The following is a 16,548-nucleotide window of genomic DNA, read 5'->3' as shown; positions in this document are numbered from 1 at the left end:
AGGCCCCCCGCACATTTCTCGGCAGCTTGTTGAGGCTCATTGCGTCACCCTGACCGTCGCCTGTGTCACCGCACTTGTGATCGCATGGCGTTTTCGTGGCTTTTTCGGCATTCTCCCAAGCTTCGCCTTATTCCCCGCCCATGAGCGGCCGGTACATGAAGAATCGGGAATTCGTAATGCGTCTTGCGCCTCTATCCGCCCTCCTTCTCGGCCTCATCCTGTCCACCACGGCGGTGGCGCAGGATGCCGCAGAAAAGCCGAAGCAGATTCTGCTGATCTCCTTCGATGGCGCAGGCTCGAATGCGCTGTGGCAGCGCAGCCGCGACTTTGCCCGCGCCAACAACGCCCGTTTCACCTATTTCGTCTCCTGCTCGCTCGTCATCCCGCGCGCCGACCGCGCCCGCTACGAAGGTCCGGGCAAGAAGGCCGGCCGCTCCAATATCGGCTTCGCGCAGGACCGGCCGGAAGCGCAGGAAAGGCTCGGCCACATCTGGAACGCCCATATCGAGGGCCATGACATATCCAGTCACACCTGTGGCCATTTCGACGGCAAGGACTGGACGCAGGACGATTGGCAGGCCGAATTCACGAGCTTTCACGATGTCATGACCAACGCCTGGAAAACGATCGGCGCCGCAAATTCTGAGCCGCCGGGCTGGCGTGATTTCATCGAAAACGACATCCACGGCTTTCGCGCGCCCTATTTCTCCGTCAGCACCGGCATGACCGAAGCGGAAAATAAGGCGGGGTTCACCTATGATGCGAGCCTCGTCACCAAGGGGCCGATGATGCCGGAACGCAAGGACGGCCTCATCCGCTTCGGCCTGCCGCTCATTCCCGAAGGTCCCTCGCAGCGGCCGATCATCGCCATGGACTACAATCTCTTCATCCGCCACTCGGCCGGCGTCGACAATCCGTCGAAATCCGCCGAATTCGAGGAACGCGCCTATTCCGCCTTCCGCGCCGCCTTCGACAAGCAGTTAGACGGCGACCGCATTCCCGTCCAGATCGGCCTGCATTTCGTCGAGATGAATGCCGGCGCCTACTGGCGCGCGATGGAACGGCTTGTCTCGGAAGTGTGCGGACAAACCGACGTCGCCTGCGTCACCTATACCGAGGCAATCAGAATGCTCGACGAACGCCGCTCCGGCACGGGTGCGGCCGCCAGGAGTGAAAGCTCCGCCGGTTAGGCATCAGTGCCGACTTGACGCGCTTATGTCTGCACCGGATCGCGACGGCCGGGCCTTGCTGCCGCGATCATCACTTTTTCCCGCCTGCCGATCGTGGCTTTCCGCGCCGGCCCGCGCACGATATGACGGCTCCATGACACATCGCCTGATCAAGATTCTTCCCAAAGCGCTTCCATGGCTGGCGCTTGCCGCCATCGTCTTCGCCACGATATCACCCATCCGCCTGCGACCGCAGGACATCGCCTCGGTCGATATCGACCGCGCGGCCGCCTTTGCCGTCATGGCGCTGCTGTTTGTCCTGGCCTATCCGCGCAAGTGGATGCTCTGCGCCGCCCTTCTGATCCTGGGCGCCGGCGGCATCGAGCTTTTGCAGCTTCTCTCCCCCAGCCGCCACCCGCATTTCGACGACGCCGCGGTCAAGGCCGCAGGCGCGGCTTTCGGCAGCGCGCTCGGTTGGACCATCAACCGCTTCCGCCAGCCGGCGATGGCCTGATCGGCCCAACGGTGCCCCGGTAAGGCCCCAGACAAGACAAAGCCGCGCAGGGATTTCCCGGCGCGGCTCTTTCTTTTGCAGGATTGCGGGTGAAAATCAGGTCGGCTTGTTCGCCGCCATCTCGCCATCCTCCGCCTCGCGGCGCAGATAGTTCTGGTCGATCTGCGGCAGCGGCTGGTCGTAGATCGCGGCTTCGAAGGCGACCAGACGCTTGCGGATCGACAGAAGCTCGATGATCGTCGACCAGGAGCTGACCAGATACTGGAAGCTGTCGGCGACCTGGCCGAAGGCGGTGGCGATCTGCTGCCAGACACCCATGGTGATCCGGCCGGCAACGATCGTCGGAATCAGCATGAAGGTCAGGATCTGGGCATCCAGCTGGCCGAACGTGTAGCGGGCGAAATTGAAGTAGGTGTAGTGCCAGTACATACGGAAATAGTTCTTCCGCACATTGCCGAACAGCTGCCGCATCGTCGCCGGCTCGGCACGCTCCTCATGGTCCTCGCCATAGACGAGTTCCTTGCGGAAGGCCGCCTCGACACGCTGGTTACGGAACTGCAGCCCCGGCAGCCTGATGCCGACGATGGCGAGCAGGAACGTACCGAACACCGACCACAGAAGCGCCAGCCAGAACAGCGAATGCGGGATGGCGCCGAGGATCGGCAGTTCACCGACATTGCTCGACAGCTGGAACAGGATCGGCAGGAAGACGACGAGCGTCATCACCGAGTTGACCAGATAGACGCCGAGGCTCTCGACGATCGAGGCAAATCGCATCGTATCCTCCTGGATACGCTGCGAGGCGCCTTCGATATGGCGCAGCTTGTCCCAGTTCGCCAGATAGAAGTCGTTCATCGCCGTGCGCCAGCGGAACACGTAATGGCTGGTGAAGAAGGCGGTAACGATGTTCATCGCCACCGAAATCAAGCCGATTTCGAGGAAACGCAGCTGCAACTCGTAAAACTGCCAGGGCGTGATGCCCGGCTGCTTTTCCAGCGCCCGCTGGAAAAGGTCGAAGAACGGCCCGCGCCAGTTGTTGAGCGCCACCGAGATCTGCACCACGAAATAGGCGATGAAGATGATGAAGGCCGTCCCCCAGATCGACCAGTTCGACCACGGGTGATCCCGTTCGATCGCCTTCCAGGCGAGGCCGAAGATCAGCACGAAAATGGTGAAATAGAGATAGAACCAGAGATTGTCCGGCGTGACGAAATAGGCAAGGCCGAGTGGCGCCTGCTGCCCTTCCGCCATCGGCGGCATGCCGAGTGCTGCCCCCATTTGCGGACCGACCGTGTACCATACGGCGATACACACGCAGGCCCAGATTAACGCGGAGGTGAAAAACAGTTTCGGGCGGGGAAAGAACGAATGGAACACGGAGCGGGTGCTTTCCTGAGTTCGAGTCTGGGAGGAGATGCTTTAACCGCGAAAACTATGGCAATCGCATGAATGCGGCAATGCCCGCACCTTATTGTTACGCATTTGTAACCACGAACCTTTTCAGGCGGCGCGTTTGGCGACTATGGCAGCAAGAACGACGCTTGCGGCAAGCACGGCGGCGGCAAGCAGCGTCGGCAGCGTGAAGCTGCCGCTCGCCTCGGCAGCCCAGCCAGCAACCAGCGGCCCGACGATCTGCCCGACGCCGAATGCCGCCGTCATCGTCGAAAGCGCCCGGCGCGGGCTTTGCGGCGCCAGAGTCCCGCCAAGCTGCAGCCCGTAGGCGGTCACCACCATGAAGGTTGCGCCCAGAAGCAGCCCACCGACCAGCGCGCCCGCCGTCGAGGGCAGCAGCACGGAGGCGACGACGCCGACGGCAAGTACCGCAATGGCCGCGACATAGGCCTTGGCGAGACCGAGCCGGATGGCCACAGGGTGCCAGGCGACGAGCGAGACGGCAGCCGCCGAGCCGGTGAAGAACCAGGCGAGGAACTCCACCAGCGGCCCCGCATCCCCCTGCCGCGCGATTGTCACGAGAAAGGTGGCGGTAATCACATAGCCGAAACCGAAAAGACCATAGGACAGGGTCAAAAGCGCCAGCGGCAGTTTCCAGACGAGCTTCGGCTCGACACGCCGTCCGGCACCCACCTGCGGTCTTGGCAGAAGCGCCACGACGATGAACGCGGCGAAAAGTGCGATCGCGGCGCCGCAAAGCCAGTTCATCCGCCATCCATGCGCCGCATCCCCGGCCGACATGTTGACGGCAAACGCCAATGCCGACGACAGGGCGATACCGGCTCCGACGCCGCCGAAATGCAGGAAATTGACCGCATGCGCATGCCGTCCGCCCTGCTGCGCAAACGGCAGCACGATCGATGACGTGAAGATCATCGCCAGCGCGCTCGCGACGCCTGCGAGAAAACGGATCGCCACGAAGGCGGCAACCGACGTGGTCAGGGCCATGGCCGCAAGCAGCAGTGCACCCGACACCAGCGCGGCAAGCGCGATCCGCCGCTCGCGCCCTGCAGCCCATCCCTGCCCCGCCATCAGCGCCCCGGCGAGATAGCCGGCGAAATTGCCGGCCGCGATGTAGCCGGCATCGGCGGATGTCAGCGGAATCCCCACCATCATGCCCGGCAGGACCGGCGTGTAGAAAAAGCGGCCGAAGCCCATGGCGGCAGCCATGGCGATCGCCCCGGCAAGGCCGACAAGGCGCAGGTCATATCCGGGATTTTGAGTCTGGGTGGTGATGGTCATGCCGCGCTTATGGCAGCGGTGCCGGTGATCGACAAATCAGCATTTTTCATAGCTGCCATGACGCAATTCACGCCCTGACCAACGAACGCTCCACCGGCGACAAGCGCACGCGAGCGAAAAACAGGACAAGAGCACTCATAAATACGCTGCAGTAACGAATTGGTGCGTTGCAGCGCGTCATTTGTCTTGTTGTTGACACGAATGGCCGTCATGATCCTTAGCATACCAACGAACAAGGACGGGAGGCACAATAATATGAGCTATGACATCGAACGTGACCTTACCGTATCGGAAGTTCTGGTCGATCCGTTGATCGCGCAGCTGCGCAAGGCGGACCTGATCGGCAATGCAGCATTTGCCCAGTTGATGGAAAGTGCTGCCCGCGTGCATGCACGCCGTGCCATGGCCGACATCGAGGAAGAGCGTGCCGACGCCTTCTATTGCGCCATCGAATCGGCCAAGCGTTGCGAGAACCGCGCCGTCTGATCGAAACCGTCCGTGCGCTGCGCCGCAGCGATCGGCCTTTCGACTATTTATCCGCAGATCAGTTTGCCAGCGTCAGGATCAGCGGCCCGTTGCGGGTCGCCACGATCGTGTGCTCGTATTGTACGGTCGGCGCGCTTGGATCGCTGTAAAGCGTCCACGGATCGTCGTTGTCGCCGTCCTCGGCCCATGTGCCGCCCATCGACAGGAACGGCTCGACGGTAAAGACGAGCCCCTCCTCCATGATCCGTCGCTCGCTCTTGTCCGGCCAGGTCGGGATCTCGGTCGGCTCGTCATGCAGCGTCAAACCGATGCCGTGGCTGGAGAGATTGGTGATCAGCGTATAGCGGTTCTTCTTGGCGAAGGCACCGATCGCATTGCCGATGCCGGCGATCTGGTTGCCTGCCTTCACCTGCTGCAGCCCGGTCCACAATGCACGGCGGCCGTCGCGGCAGAGTTTTTCGATTTCGCGCTTCACCGGCGGCACCGCATAGGACGAGCCGCAATCACCGAAGAACCCGTCCTTCACCGCCGAGACATCGATATTGACCAGATCGCCCGCCTTGATGATGCGCTCACCCGGAATACCGTGCGCCACTTCCTCGTTGACGCTGATACAGGTCGCACCCGGAAACTTGTAGCAGGTCTCCGGCGCCGACTGTGCGCCGTTGTCTTCCAGAAGCTTGCGGCCGATATCGTCCAGCTCTTTCGTGGTGATCCCCGGCTCCAGCGATTTCGCCATCAGTTCCATCGCCTGGGCGCAGAGACGTCCTATCGCCTTGAGCTTGTCGAGTTCGTCTTCACTGGAGATTATCATTCCGCAATCAGTCCTAAAATCGTGCCGTTCAATCGGCCAGCGGTGTGACCCGCTCGGCCGATCCGGTCAATTCCTTTCTGACGATCGGTGCCACTTTCGTGCCGTAGAGTTCGATGCCGCGCATGATCTGCGCATGCGGCATCAGCCCGATCGCCATCTGCAGCAGGAACCGGTCCATCTTGAAGACCCGGTGTGCCGCGATGATCTTCTCCGCCACCCGTTCCGGCTCGCCGACGAAGAGATTGCCGAGAGCCGAGCGGGCGTGGTCGAACTGCGCCCGGCTCGTCGGCCCCCATCCGCGCTCGCGACCGAGCCGGTTCATCACCTCCGACTGCGGCCCGTAGAACTGGTCAGCGGCCATCTCTGTCGTATCGGCAATGAAGCCGTGCACATTGATGCTGGTCTTCAAGTTCTTCGGATCCTGCCCCGCCTTCTCGCCCGCCTCGCGATAAAGATCGGCGAACGGCTTGAAGCGCGGATATTCGCCGCCGATGATGGCGATCGCCAGCGGCAGGCCCATTGCCCCTGCCCGTGCCACCGATTGCGGCGTGCCGCCGACCGCGATCCACACCGGCAGCGGGTCCTGCAAGGGACGCGGATAAACGCCGCGCCCGTTGATCGAAGGCCGCATCTGACCGTGCCACGTCAGCACTTCCTGATCGCGCAGCGCCATAAGCAGGTCGAGCTTTTCGGTGAAAAGATCGTCGTAGTCACCAAGATCCTGGCCGAACAGCGGGAAGGATTCGATGAACGAGCCGCGCCCTGCCATGATTTCGGCACGTCCGCCGGAAATCAGGTCGAGCGTGGAAAACTGCTGGAACACCCGCACCGGATCGTCCGAACTCAGCACGGTCACGGCACTTGTCAGCCTGATCCGTTTCGTCCGCGCCGCAGCGGCCGCCAGCACGGTCACCGGAGAGGAGATTGCATAATCCGGCCGGTGATGCTCGCCCAGCCCGAACACGTCGAGGCCCACCTGGTCGGCAAGCTCGATCTCTTCGAGCAGGTTGGTGAGACGCCTGGCGCCCTCCGCCCCCTTGTCGATCGCGCTTGCGTCCATGTCGCCGAATGTATGAAGCCCGAGTTCCATCGCATGGGTCCCTGTGATCCTTGCGCATCAGATAGAGCCGGCATGCCTCAAGCGCAAACCGGATTGCATCGAACGCTTCGTTCGACAAAATCGATGGCTGCCTCAGACCTGATGTGTCGCAGCAAGACGATGAATCACATCCTCAGCCGGGCGGCCCAAGCCATTGCGAAGAATCACGAATGTCAGAATGTCTTCGCCACGTCGGCCATCTGGTCCGCGACGATGCCCCAGCCCACGTCGAACCCCATGTCCTGATGGGCGGCCATGTCCTCCTCGGTCCAGTGCACCGCCGTGGCGGTATAGCGCGAGCGTCCGTTGCCAAGGTCCTCGAATTCGAGGATGCCGGTCATGAACGGCTTTTCCGACGGCACCCAGCCCGCGGTATAGGCATCGGTGAACACCAGACGGCGACCCGGCACGACTTCCAGATAGACGCCCGGATTGGGCACCTTTTCGCCATTCGGCCCCTCCATCAGAACGAAGCTTTCGCCGCCGGGGCGCAGGTCGGAGCGCGCCTGCGTCACCTTCCACGGCAGCGGGCAGAACCACTCGCCAAACCGCTCCGGCGTCGTCCACACCTTGAACAGCTTTTCCGCCGGCACGTCGAATTCGCGAATGATCTGCAGCTTGTAGGGGGCCTCGCTCATGTCCTGTCTCCCGTCGTTGGTCGAGCATCTTCTCCGACGATGAAACTAGAACAGATAACGACGCAGGAAAGCGGCAAGGCCGGCGATTTTATGCCGGCCCTTCACTTACCGCAGATAGTGGATATGCGGCCGTGCATGATGCGGCGATGCCTCGACCCGCGCCTCGACGCTGAACACGTCGCGCAGCAGTTGCTCCGTGACGATCGCTTCCGGCGTACCGGTAGCGACGATCCTTCCCGCCTGCATGACGATCAGCCGATCGCAGAACATGGCGGCATGGTTGAGGTCATGCAGCGCGATGATGCTGGTGACAGGAAGCCCGCACACCAGCCGCATCAGGCTGATCTGGTGCTGGATATCCAGGTGGTTGGTCGGCTCGTCGAGGATCAGCTCCTTCGGCGATTGCGCCAGCGCGCGGGCAATATGCGCCCGCTGCTTCTCGCCGCCGGACAGGCTCTGCCAGCGCTCGTTGCGCTTTTCCATCATGCCCGCCCGTTCCAGCGCTTCCACCACCGCCGTATCGTCCGCCGTCGACCAGCCGGAAAACATCGAGCGATGCGGGAACCGCCCGAGCTTGACGACATCGATGACCTTGAGGTTGGAATTGGTCGTCGCATGCTGTTCGACGAAGGCGACACGCTGGGCCATCGTGCGCCGGCCAATCGACCTGATGTCGGAGCCATCCAGCGTCACCCGCCCCGAATGGGGCGTCTTCAACCCCGCCAGCAGGCGCAGAAGCGAGGTCTTGCCGGACCCGTTCGGCCCGAGCAGCCCGAGCATCTGCCCCGGCTCGGCGGCAAAGGACACGTCGTCGAGAATGGTCTTTCGACCGATCTTCCAGCTGAGATTTTCTGCCCTGATGCTCATGACGCCCTCTGGAGCCGGTAGAGGATGACGGAGAAGAACGGCACGCCGACCAGCGCGGTCACGACCCCGATCGGCAGCACCTGCTGCGGGATCAGCGCCCGCGATGCGATATCCGCCAGCACCATGAAGATCGCCCCGACGATGGCGCAGGCCGGCAGAAGTCTGACATGCAGCGGCCCGACGACGAACCGCGCCGCATGCGGCACGACCAGCCCGACGAACCCGATCGTCCCGACCATACTGACCACGGTCGCGGTCATCACGGCGGTCAGCGCGAAAAGCACGATCCGCGCGGCACCGACATTGACGCCGAGCGACGCCGCCGCCTCGTCGCCGAACGCGAATGCATCGAGCACCCGCGCATAGCAGAGACAGACGACCAGTCCGAAACCGACGACCACCGAGACGAGCATGAATTCCGGCCAGCGCACACCGCCAAAACTTCCGAGCAGCCAGAACATCACGTCCCGTGCCTGCTGTGCATTGCCGGATGTTGTGACGATATAGGAGGTCGCGGCGTTGAACAGCTGCGATGCGGCGACACCGGCCAGAATGGTGCGATCCGCCCCGCCCCGCGTGCCGTTGGACAGGAGAGCAACGAAGAAGAAGGCGGCAAACGCCCCGGCGAATGCGCCCGCCGACAGCGATACCGTGCCGGCCCCAAGCCCCAGAATGACGACCGCCACCGCCCCGGTCGAGGCGCCGGCGGAAATGCCGAGCACGTAAGGCTCGGCCAGCGGATTGCGCAACAGCGACTGCATGATCGCGCCCGACAGCGCCAGTCCCGCACCGCAGAATGCGGCGACCAGCGCACGGCTCAGCCGATAATCCCAGATCACCGTCTCGTGGATGCGGTTAAGCTCGATCGCCGTCCAGCCGAGCCGGTTGGAAATCGCCGCATAGGTGGTCGATAGCGGGATCGGCAGGTCGCCGATCCCGACGCTCACGCCCACCACCAGCGCGATGGCGGCAAGAGACAGAAGCAGCAGGCCGCCGAAGGCGACGATCTGCCGTATGGCGGGCGATGTCTCGTTCACTTCAGAAGACCGAGAGCCTTGAGCTGTCCGGCCACCTGCTCGGCACCGTAGATGGTGCGCACAGTCGGGTTCATCGCCTGACCGTCCATGACGACCAGCGCCTTGTTCTTCACCGCATTGATCTGGCTGACGGCCGGATCGGTGGTCAGGAACTTGATCTTGGCTTCCGGCTTGTCGAGTTCCCAACGGTTGCGGTCGAGGTTGGCGACGACGATGACATCCGGATTTGCGGCGATGATGCTTTCCCAGCCGAGCGTCGGCCACTCGGCTTCGGTCTTGATCGCGCTTTCGCCGCCAAGCACGTTGGCGATGAAGCCGGATGCGCCGTTCTGGCCACCGAGATAGGCGTCCGCGGTCGGCGAAGGGCTGGAGAACCAGAAGATGTAGGAAAGCGTCTTGCCATCGGCCGAGACGCCGGCGCGCAATGCGGCTTCACGCTGCTTGAAGTCGGCGATCAGCGCCTGTCCGCGATCGGCGACATCGAAGATCTGCGACAGCTCGTCGATCTCCCTGTAGAGCAGCTCCATGTTCCACAGCTGCTCGCGGCTGCCATATTCGTTCTTCACCTTTTCGGTGGAAAGGCAGGTGCTCGGCGAAATGTAGGAGGGCACGCCGACCTTGTCGAAATCCTCGCGCTTGGCGACCTTGCTGGTCGGCCCGATCAGGCTCGGCAGTGCAGCCGCGACGAAATCCGGCTCCTGCGCAAGGATGCTTTCGAAAGTCGGGAACTCGACCGTCAGCAGCTTCACCTTGGCATTTGCCGCTTCCAGCTGCGGCAACACCTTGCTCGGCCAGAAGGCGGTGCCGACCATCTTGTCCTCGAGGCCGAGCAGAAGCAGGATTTCCGCGCTGTTCTGGCCAAGCCCGACGGCCCGTGCGGGCGCTTGTCGGAAGGTGACGGATGCGCCGCAATTGTCGATGACCAGCGGATATTGGGTAGCGGCTTGCGCAGAGTTGGCAGCGAAGAAACCAAGAGCGGCACAAAGGCCGGAAGCGGCCAGAATGGACTTCAAGACAGTCACGAAGGTGTTTCCTAATTTAGTGGCGCGAGCGTGCGCATGCGCCCTTTATCGAGCACCAGAAACAAAAACAAGATTTATTCAGTCATGTTTTTTCGGGGCTTCCGCCTGCGACATGCTGCCGGACTGACAAAATGCCGCATGAGGGACTTGCCGCTAATTGATCTTTCGCTTAAGAAGCGCGCCGGGAGGAACGAGAACCAAGAATTGAGGTGGCCGTTGCCTTCCAAGAACAAGAATAATTCCGCTCACCAGACCGCTGCAGGCGCAATCAGCCTCAGCCGCCGCCAGCTTCTCGGCTCTGCAGCCGGTGGCGCGGCCGCTGTCGGCGTGACGTCTCTGCCTGCCTGGGCTCAGACTGCCGATCAGTCCGTCGACGTTCTTCTGATCGGCGGCGGCATCATGAGCGCGACGCTCGGCGTCCTTCTTTCCGAGCTTGAACCGACCTGGCAGATCGAAATGATCGAGCGTCTCGATGACGTCGCCATGGAAAGCTCCAACGGCTGGAACAATGCCGGTACCGGTCACTCGGCTCTCGCCGAACTGAACTACACGCCGGAAGATTCGAACGGCAATGTCGCGATCTCGCGCGCCGTCGGCATCAACGAGCAGTTCCAGATCACCCGTCAGTTCCTCGCCCACCAGATCGACATGGGCGTCCTGAAGGATCCGCGCTCGTTCATCAACTCCACCCCGCACATGAGCTTCGTCTGGGGTGACAAGAACATCGAATTCCTCGGCAAGCGCTTCGAAGCGCTGAAGGCCAGCCCGATGTTCGCCGGCATGGAGTTCTCGACCGATCAGGCCGAGATCGCCAAGTGGGTACCGCTGATGATCGAAGGCCGCGACCAGAGCCAGAAGATCGCCGCCACCTGGAGCCCGCTCGGCACCGACGTCAACTTCGGCGAGATCACCAAGCAGTATGTCGCAAGCCTGAAGGCCAAGCAGACCTTCAACCTGCGCACCAATTCGGAAGTGACGGCCATCGAGCGCACCGAAGACGGCGCCTGGAACGTCTCGTTCGCCGATACCAAGAGCGGAACGACCACCACCGTCAAGGCGAAGTTCGTCTTCCTCGGCGCTGGCGGCGGCGCGCTTCCGCTCCTGCAGATGTCGGGCATTCCGGAAGGCGACGAATATGCCGGCTTCCCGGTCGGCGGCTCTTTCCTCGTCTGCGACAACCCCGAGATCGTAAACCAGCACCTCGCCAAGGCCTATGGCCAGGCGGATGTCGGCGCGCCGCCGATGTCGGTTCCGCATCTCGACACCCGCGTCTTCGACGGCAAGCGCCACATCCTGTTCGGTCCCTTCGCCACCTTCTCGACGAAGTTCCTCAAGGACGGCTCGCTGTTCGACCTGCCCTCGACGGTCACGCTCGACAACATCTGGCCGATGGCCAAGGTCGGCACCGACGAGTTCGGCCTCGTGCAGTATCTCGCCGGCCAGCTGATGATGTCCGACGAGGACCGTCTGGCTGAACTTCGCAAATACTTCCCGAACGCCAAGGCCGAGGACTGGCGCTTCTGGCAGGCCGGTCAGCGCGTCCAGATCATCAAGCGCGATGCCGAAAAGGGCGGCGTGCTGAAGCTCGGCACCGAGATCGTCGCTTCGGAAGACAGCACGATCGCAGCCCTTCTCGGCGCTTCGCCGGGCGCTTCGACCGCGGCCCCGATCATGCTCGACGTGCTCAAGACCGTCTTCGCCGAAAAGCTGAAGACCCCGGAATGGCAGGAAAAGGTCAAGACGATCGTTCCAAGCTACGGAACCAAGCTGAACGAGAACCCGGAAATGCTGGCCCGCGAATGGGTTGCCACCGAAGAGCGCCTGCAGCTCGCCATCAAGGCACCGCAGATCGACCCGGCAAGCTACGGCCAGCCGGCACCGGCGGCGCCCGCCGGTGAAATCAAGCGCGTCCCGGATATCGCTCTCTGAGCCACGCCGGAACCGATCGGAAATAACAGGACCGGGCGCCCCAGAGCGCCCGGTCTTTTTTTATCTCGCGCCACCTGAACCTTGCTCCCAGCGACCGCGCGGCGCTCAGGATTTTCCGCGCGAAGCGGATCCGGATGGGCCTGATTGGAACAGGCGCCGTTATCGTTCGTTATGTGGGTCCCGACTTCTTCACGAATATGTCGGATCTCTCCAGCAACAGGTAAATTGAAGAATGGCACAGACAACGCCGATCGATACACGGATGGTCGTGCTCGTCGTCGAGGACGAACCGCTCCAGCGTATGATGGCTGTCGACCTCGTTATCGACGCAGGCTTCGATGTCATAGAGGCATGGAGCGCCGATGAAGCCGTGAAAATTCTCGAAAGCCGTTCGGACATCCGCATCGTCTTCACCGATGTCGACATGCCCGGATCGATGAACGGGCTGAAGCTCGCCGCGGCGATCCGCGACCGCTGGCCACCGATCGCGATCATCGTGACGTCCGGCCACCTGGCCATGCAGGATGCAGTCCTGCCGAGCGGCAGCGTGTTCTTTCCCAAGCCCTACAACAACGCCGAGGTCACCAGGCAGCTGAACCGCATGTCGCTGGCCTGAAAAACCGGTTCCGCCTGTCCTCGCCGTCGATCTGCCCTATCTCCCATCGGCAAATATCAAGGAGATAGCAATGACGAAGCCCGCCCTGCCGATCGAAGGTACCTGCCGCTGCGGTGACATCCGCATCAGGATCAGTGCGCCGCCGATGATCACCATGGCCTGCCATTGCCACGGCTGCCAGAGGATGAGCGCTTCCGCCTTCTCCTGCTCGGCAGCGATCCCGTCAGACGGCTTCGAGCTTATCACCGGCAATCCCGTGATCGGTGGTGCCCACGGCGATGAAGCCCACCACTACCACTGCCCGCGCTGCAAGAGCTGGCTGTTCACCAGGCCCGCCGGCATGGACTGGTTCGTCAACATCCGCCCCACCATGCTCGACGATACGACCTGGTTCTCTCCGTTCATCGAAACCTATGCGTCGGTCAAATTCGCCTGGGCCGAGACCGGCGCCCGCCACAGCTTCGCGGAATTCCCAACCTTCGACGCGTATCCGCAGCTGATGAAGGAGTATGCGGAGCAGGCGGGCAACTCCGATGCCTCACCCGGTTAGCGACGCCGCCAAGGCGGACATCACGACGGCTCTATCTTGCCGCGCGGCAACTCATCGTCATCCGTGCGGAGCAAAAGGAGCCCCCCATTCACAGACGAATGCGGGCGCCGTCGGCGATCGAGCTTTCCACAGATTATGGCACAGCGACACGATTTCCTCGGGCTTTCGCCAGAACCGCAAAAATCCGAGATAAATGCTGCATAAACAGGCATATGCCGGATTTTCATGACATCATGGTCAACCCTTTGTGACCGTCGCCATCATCGAATCGACACACAAATTAACCTCTCGCTAACTGTGCAGGCCTTGTATGGCCGCATCGATTTCGTGAAGGCCCATCTCCCAGGGCCTGTTGTTCTTTGTGGAGACACTATGCGTACCAGATCAGCAATTCTTGCTCTCGCCCTCACCGTCACGTCAGCCGCTGCGGCAAGCGCCGCCCAGCCGACAAGGATCAAGCAGTTCGACGCCTGGGGCGTCTATTCCTACACCGCCAACGGCCAGAAGAGCTGCTACGCCCTTTCCGTGCCGACAAGCTCGGCACCGGCCAGCGTCAACCACGGCGACAACTTCTTCCTCATCTCGCCGCAGGGTCAGGCGCTGATGCCGCAGGCGATCATGGGCTACAACCTGCGCCAGGGTTCGGAAGTGGAGGTCGCCGTCGGCGACGAGAACTTCGTGCTCGCCCCGCGTGAAAACACCGCCTGGGTGCGCGATCAGGGCCGGGAGCCGGCGCTGATCAACGCCATGCGCGGCGGTAGCCAGATGACCATCAGGGCGACGTCCGGGCGCGGCACCGGCACCAGCTATTCCTTCTCTCTGGCAGGCGTCACCGCAGCCCTTCAGGAAGTCAGCAATTGCCGGTGATCGGCGGAGCCCGTCACTGACATGCGATTGAAAATGAACAGGCGGCGCCTCGCCGCCGCCACCCTGGCCATCGCGCTGGGCCTGCCTCTCGTCGCCCGGCTCGAAGCGGCCGATGCCGATGCGTCACCGGCGACACCGGTAGCCACCGCCCCCAGTGTCGCAGCCGCCTTGGCGCAACGGACCGGCCGCTCCACCGGTCTGGACATTCCCCGTTACGTATCGCTGCGGGCCACCAGCGCCCATATGCGCGTCGGCCCTTCCACCGATTACCCGACCGCCTGGGTCTATTCCGCCCGCGGCCTTCCGATGGAGATCATCGAGGAATACGGCAACTGGCGACAGGTGCGCGACCCCGACGGCGCCAGCGGCTGGATGCTCGCACCGCTCCTGTCCGGTCAAAGGACGGCGGTGGTCGGCCCCTGGCTCGACACGCCGATCGCCATGAGACGAGAGCCGCAGTCCGGTGCCGGCGTTGTCGCCAGGCTTACCCCGTCCGTGCGCGTGAATATCGCCCATTGCGACGGCGCATGGTGCCGGGTCGAGCTGCAGAGCCAAAGGCTCGGCGGCTACGTGTCCCAGTCGCAGCTATGGGGTGTCTATCCGCACGAGCGCGTGACGGAATAGCGAGAGTAATTCCGCTTTTCTGCGAATCGCAAAATTACTCCAGCTGGTTGATTCGGCGCAGTTCCGAACGCAAAACCGCCGCGCACTTTTGCTGGAACCGCCATAGATCAACGGACGACGAAGCAATCCATCGAGCGGGCCTGAAGCATACCGCAGGCGCGTGATGCGGAATCGCGATCGGCAAAGCCGCTGAGCCGCGCCCGGTAGATGGCCTGCCCGCCCGATTGTGACCCCTGGATACTGGGCGCGATCTGGCCGAATTCGGCAAGCAGCGACAGCGCGCTGTCGATCACACCGGACGCAGCCGCCTGGCTGGATGCGGCGGCAATCTGGATATCCCAGACCGGCCCCGCCTGACGCGAGACGCTTTGCAGGGCGCCGCCTGTCTGCGGCACGCTCGCATAAGGCGTTACGCTGGCGGCACGGGTCGTCGCGGCACCCGCCAGGATCTCCCGGCGCGGCTGCGGCAACGGCACCGAGGCGGAGGCCGAAACGGTCCCTTCCGCCGCGCGCTTCTGGCCGCGCGGTTCGGCGGCCGCAACGCCCGGCAGCGACGAGACTGCACCCGGCACGACCTGATCGAGGAGCGCCGCCATCTGGTTGTCGCGCTGGCGGGCCGTCTTGCCGCCCATGATCACGCCGATATAGCGCCGGCCATTGATGTTGACGGCGCTGGCGAGATTGTAACCGGACGCATTGATGAAACCGGTCTTGATGCCGTCCATGCCGGGATAGCGGTACATGAGATTGTTGTGGCCGCGGATGGTGCGGCCGCGGAACACGAAGGAGCGCTGTGAAAACAGCCGGTATTCGCGCGGATAATCGCGGATCAGCGCCACGGCCAGCACCGCAAGGTCGCGCGCGGTGGTCACCTGCGCATCGTCAGGCAGGCCGGACGCGTTGCGAAACACGGTCTTTCGCATGCCGAGCTGACGCGCCTTGCGCGTCATCAACGTGCCGAACCGGTCTTCCGTGCCGCCCAGATGATCGCCCATTGCGGCTGCCGCATCATTGGCGGAGCGGATCGCGATCGCGTTGACCGCCTCACGCACCGTAATCGTCTGTCCGGCCGGCACGCCAAGCTTGAACGGAATTTTGGAGGCCGCATTGCGCGTCATGACGATCTTGTCGTCCCAGCGCAGCCGGCCCGCTTTCAGCGCCTCGAACGTCATGTAGAGCGTCATCATCTTGGTCAGCGATGCCGGATGATTGAGCGTCTCGGCATTCTGCGAGGCGAGAACCTTGCCCGTCTGCGCATCATAGATGTAATGCGCATAACCGGCCTCTGCCGTCCGGCTCACGAATGACGCCGCACAGATGAAGCAGACGAGCGCCACGATCCGTTGAAGTGAAGGCATGCGGGTTCCCTTTCGAGACGCGGGACGGAACATAAAGCCGACAATTGGAGGCCAGAATGGCTCATCCGCAATAAACAACCGTTACCGCGCGGTCAAATACGGCATCGGCTTTCCGCTTTGCCGCAAAACCCTTCCATGCCGCAGTTCTGTGTCGAAAGGGGACGGAAGAGCGGTTTGGAATTTGCAATCCGGCAAGACTTTTCCACGCCTGTTTGAGCACCCGAGGCATCGGCCGGCATATTTTACCCTCGGCAATGGCCACGC

General features: G+C 62.6%; 18 protein-coding genes. 8 read left to right on the top strand and 10 right to left on the bottom strand.

The features are described from left to right. Positions 1–176: 176 nt before the first annotated feature. Together AC0JZ4_RS11440 and AC0JZ4_RS11435 are read left to right on the top strand one after the other, a co-directional pair. Positions 177–1,190, top strand: coding sequence for a polysaccharide deacetylase family protein (locus tag AC0JZ4_RS11440; RefSeq protein ID WP_471886500.1), 1,014 nt, complete (start codon positions 177–179; stop codon positions 1,188–1,190). A gap of 133 nt (positions 1,191–1,323) precedes the next feature. After that, a complete protein-coding gene (locus AC0JZ4_RS11435; protein WP_471886499.1) occupies positions 1,324–1,683 on the top strand; it encodes a VanZ family protein in 360 nt (119 codons plus the stop codon). 96 nt (positions 1,684–1,779) lie between these two features. Here AC0JZ4_RS11435 and sbmA read toward each other — a convergent pair whose 3' ends face one another. From sbmA to AC0JZ4_RS11420, 3 genes are all read right to left on the bottom strand, one after another. After that, positions 1,780–3,060, bottom strand: a complete 1,281-nt coding sequence (sbmA, locus tag AC0JZ4_RS11430) for a peptide antibiotic transporter SbmA (protein WP_471886498.1) — start codon at positions 3,058–3,060, stop codon at positions 1,780–1,782. A gap of 123 nt (positions 3,061–3,183) precedes the next feature. After that, complete coding sequence (locus AC0JZ4_RS11425; RefSeq protein WP_471886497.1) at positions 3,184–4,377, bottom strand: YbfB/YjiJ family MFS transporter; 1,194 nt, start codon at positions 4,375–4,377, stop codon at positions 3,184–3,186. Then, a complete protein-coding gene (locus tag AC0JZ4_RS11420; protein WP_471886496.1) occupies positions 4,374–4,589 on the bottom strand; it encodes a hypothetical protein in 216 nt (71 codons plus the stop codon). Before AC0JZ4_RS11420 ends, AC0JZ4_RS11425 begins: the two co-directional genes overlap by 4 nt. A 43-nt stretch (positions 4,590–4,632) precedes the next feature. On the opposite strand from AC0JZ4_RS11420, the gene AC0JZ4_RS11415 reads away from it, so the two are divergent. Next, the gene (locus AC0JZ4_RS11415) at positions 4,633–4,863 is read left to right on the top strand and encodes a hypothetical protein (RefSeq protein ID WP_471886495.1); all 231 of its coding nucleotides are present in this window, start codon (positions 4,633–4,635) and stop codon (positions 4,861–4,863) included. 58 nt (positions 4,864–4,921) lie between these two features. On the opposite strand, the gene map is transcribed toward AC0JZ4_RS11415, so the two are convergent. The 6 genes from map to AC0JZ4_RS11385 form a co-directional block, all read right to left on the bottom strand. Then, complete coding sequence (gene map, locus AC0JZ4_RS11410; protein WP_471886494.1) at positions 4,922–5,677, bottom strand: type I methionyl aminopeptidase; 756 nt, start codon at positions 5,675–5,677, stop codon at positions 4,922–4,924. A gap of 28 nt (positions 5,678–5,705) precedes the next feature. Next, positions 5,706–6,767, bottom strand: a complete 1,062-nt coding sequence (locus AC0JZ4_RS11405; RefSeq protein ID WP_471886493.1) for an LLM class flavin-dependent oxidoreductase — start codon at positions 6,765–6,767, stop codon at positions 5,706–5,708. 182 nt (positions 6,768–6,949) lie between these two features. Continuing rightward, complete coding sequence (locus AC0JZ4_RS11400; RefSeq protein ID WP_471886492.1) at positions 6,950–7,414, bottom strand: SRPBCC family protein; 465 nt, start codon at positions 7,412–7,414, stop codon at positions 6,950–6,952. Between the two features lie 105 nt (positions 7,415–7,519). After that, complete coding sequence (locus AC0JZ4_RS11395; protein ID WP_471886491.1) at positions 7,520–8,281, bottom strand: ABC transporter ATP-binding protein; 762 nt, start codon at positions 8,279–8,281, stop codon at positions 7,520–7,522. Next, the gene (locus tag AC0JZ4_RS11390; RefSeq protein WP_471886490.1) at positions 8,278–9,318 is read right to left on the bottom strand and encodes a FecCD family ABC transporter permease; all 1,041 of its coding nucleotides are present in this window, start codon (positions 9,316–9,318) and stop codon (positions 8,278–8,280) included. Before AC0JZ4_RS11390 ends, AC0JZ4_RS11395 begins: the two co-directional genes overlap by 4 nt. Next, positions 9,315–10,340 carry an ABC transporter substrate-binding protein gene (locus AC0JZ4_RS11385; RefSeq protein WP_471886489.1) on the bottom strand — a complete coding sequence of 342 codons (1,026 nt, stop codon included), beginning with the start codon at positions 10,338–10,340 and terminating at the stop codon, positions 9,315–9,317. Before AC0JZ4_RS11385 ends, AC0JZ4_RS11390 begins: the two co-directional genes overlap by 4 nt. 216 nt (positions 10,341–10,556) lie before the next feature. On the opposite strand from AC0JZ4_RS11385, the gene mqo reads away from it, so the two are divergent. The 5 genes from mqo to AC0JZ4_RS11360 all read left to right on the top strand — a co-directional run bounded on the left by mqo (position 10,557) and on the right by AC0JZ4_RS11360 (position 14,926). Beyond that, a complete protein-coding gene (mqo, locus tag AC0JZ4_RS11380) occupies positions 10,557–12,269 on the top strand; it encodes a malate dehydrogenase (quinone) (protein ID WP_471886488.1) in 1,713 nt (570 codons plus the stop codon). 232 nt (positions 12,270–12,501) lie between these two features. Beyond that, positions 12,502–12,885: a response regulator gene (locus tag AC0JZ4_RS11375; protein ID WP_471886487.1), complete on the top strand. Its 384-nt coding sequence runs from the start codon at positions 12,502–12,504 to the stop codon at positions 12,883–12,885. Positions 12,886–12,955: 70 nt separating this feature from the next. After that, positions 12,956–13,435 (top strand): GFA family protein, encoded by a 480-nt coding sequence (locus AC0JZ4_RS11370; protein WP_471886486.1) that lies wholly within the window; start codon positions 12,956–12,958, stop codon positions 13,433–13,435. A gap of 372 nt (positions 13,436–13,807) precedes the next feature. Continuing rightward, the gene (locus AC0JZ4_RS11365) at positions 13,808–14,302 is read left to right on the top strand and encodes an invasion associated locus B family protein (RefSeq protein WP_471886485.1); all 495 of its coding nucleotides are present in this window, start codon (positions 13,808–13,810) and stop codon (positions 14,300–14,302) included. Between the two features lie 33 nt (positions 14,303–14,335). Further along, on the top strand, positions 14,336–14,926 hold the full coding sequence (locus AC0JZ4_RS11360; RefSeq protein ID WP_471886484.1) for an SH3 domain-containing protein: 591 nt from the start codon (positions 14,336–14,338) through the stop codon (positions 14,924–14,926). Positions 14,927–15,033: 107 nt separating this feature from the next. Here the strand turns inward: AC0JZ4_RS11360 and AC0JZ4_RS11355 are convergent, their stop codons facing one another. Next, positions 15,034–16,284 carry a D-alanyl-D-alanine carboxypeptidase family protein gene (locus AC0JZ4_RS11355; RefSeq protein WP_471886483.1) on the bottom strand — a complete coding sequence of 417 codons (1,251 nt, stop codon included), beginning with the start codon at positions 16,282–16,284 and terminating at the stop codon, positions 15,034–15,036. Positions 16,285–16,548 lie beyond the last annotated feature (264 nt).

The organism is [Rhizobium] kunmingense (assembly GCF_977018605.1).
The sequence above is the reverse complement of the archived record's forward strand: the minus strand, read 5'-3'. Positions and strand labels throughout refer to the sequence as shown.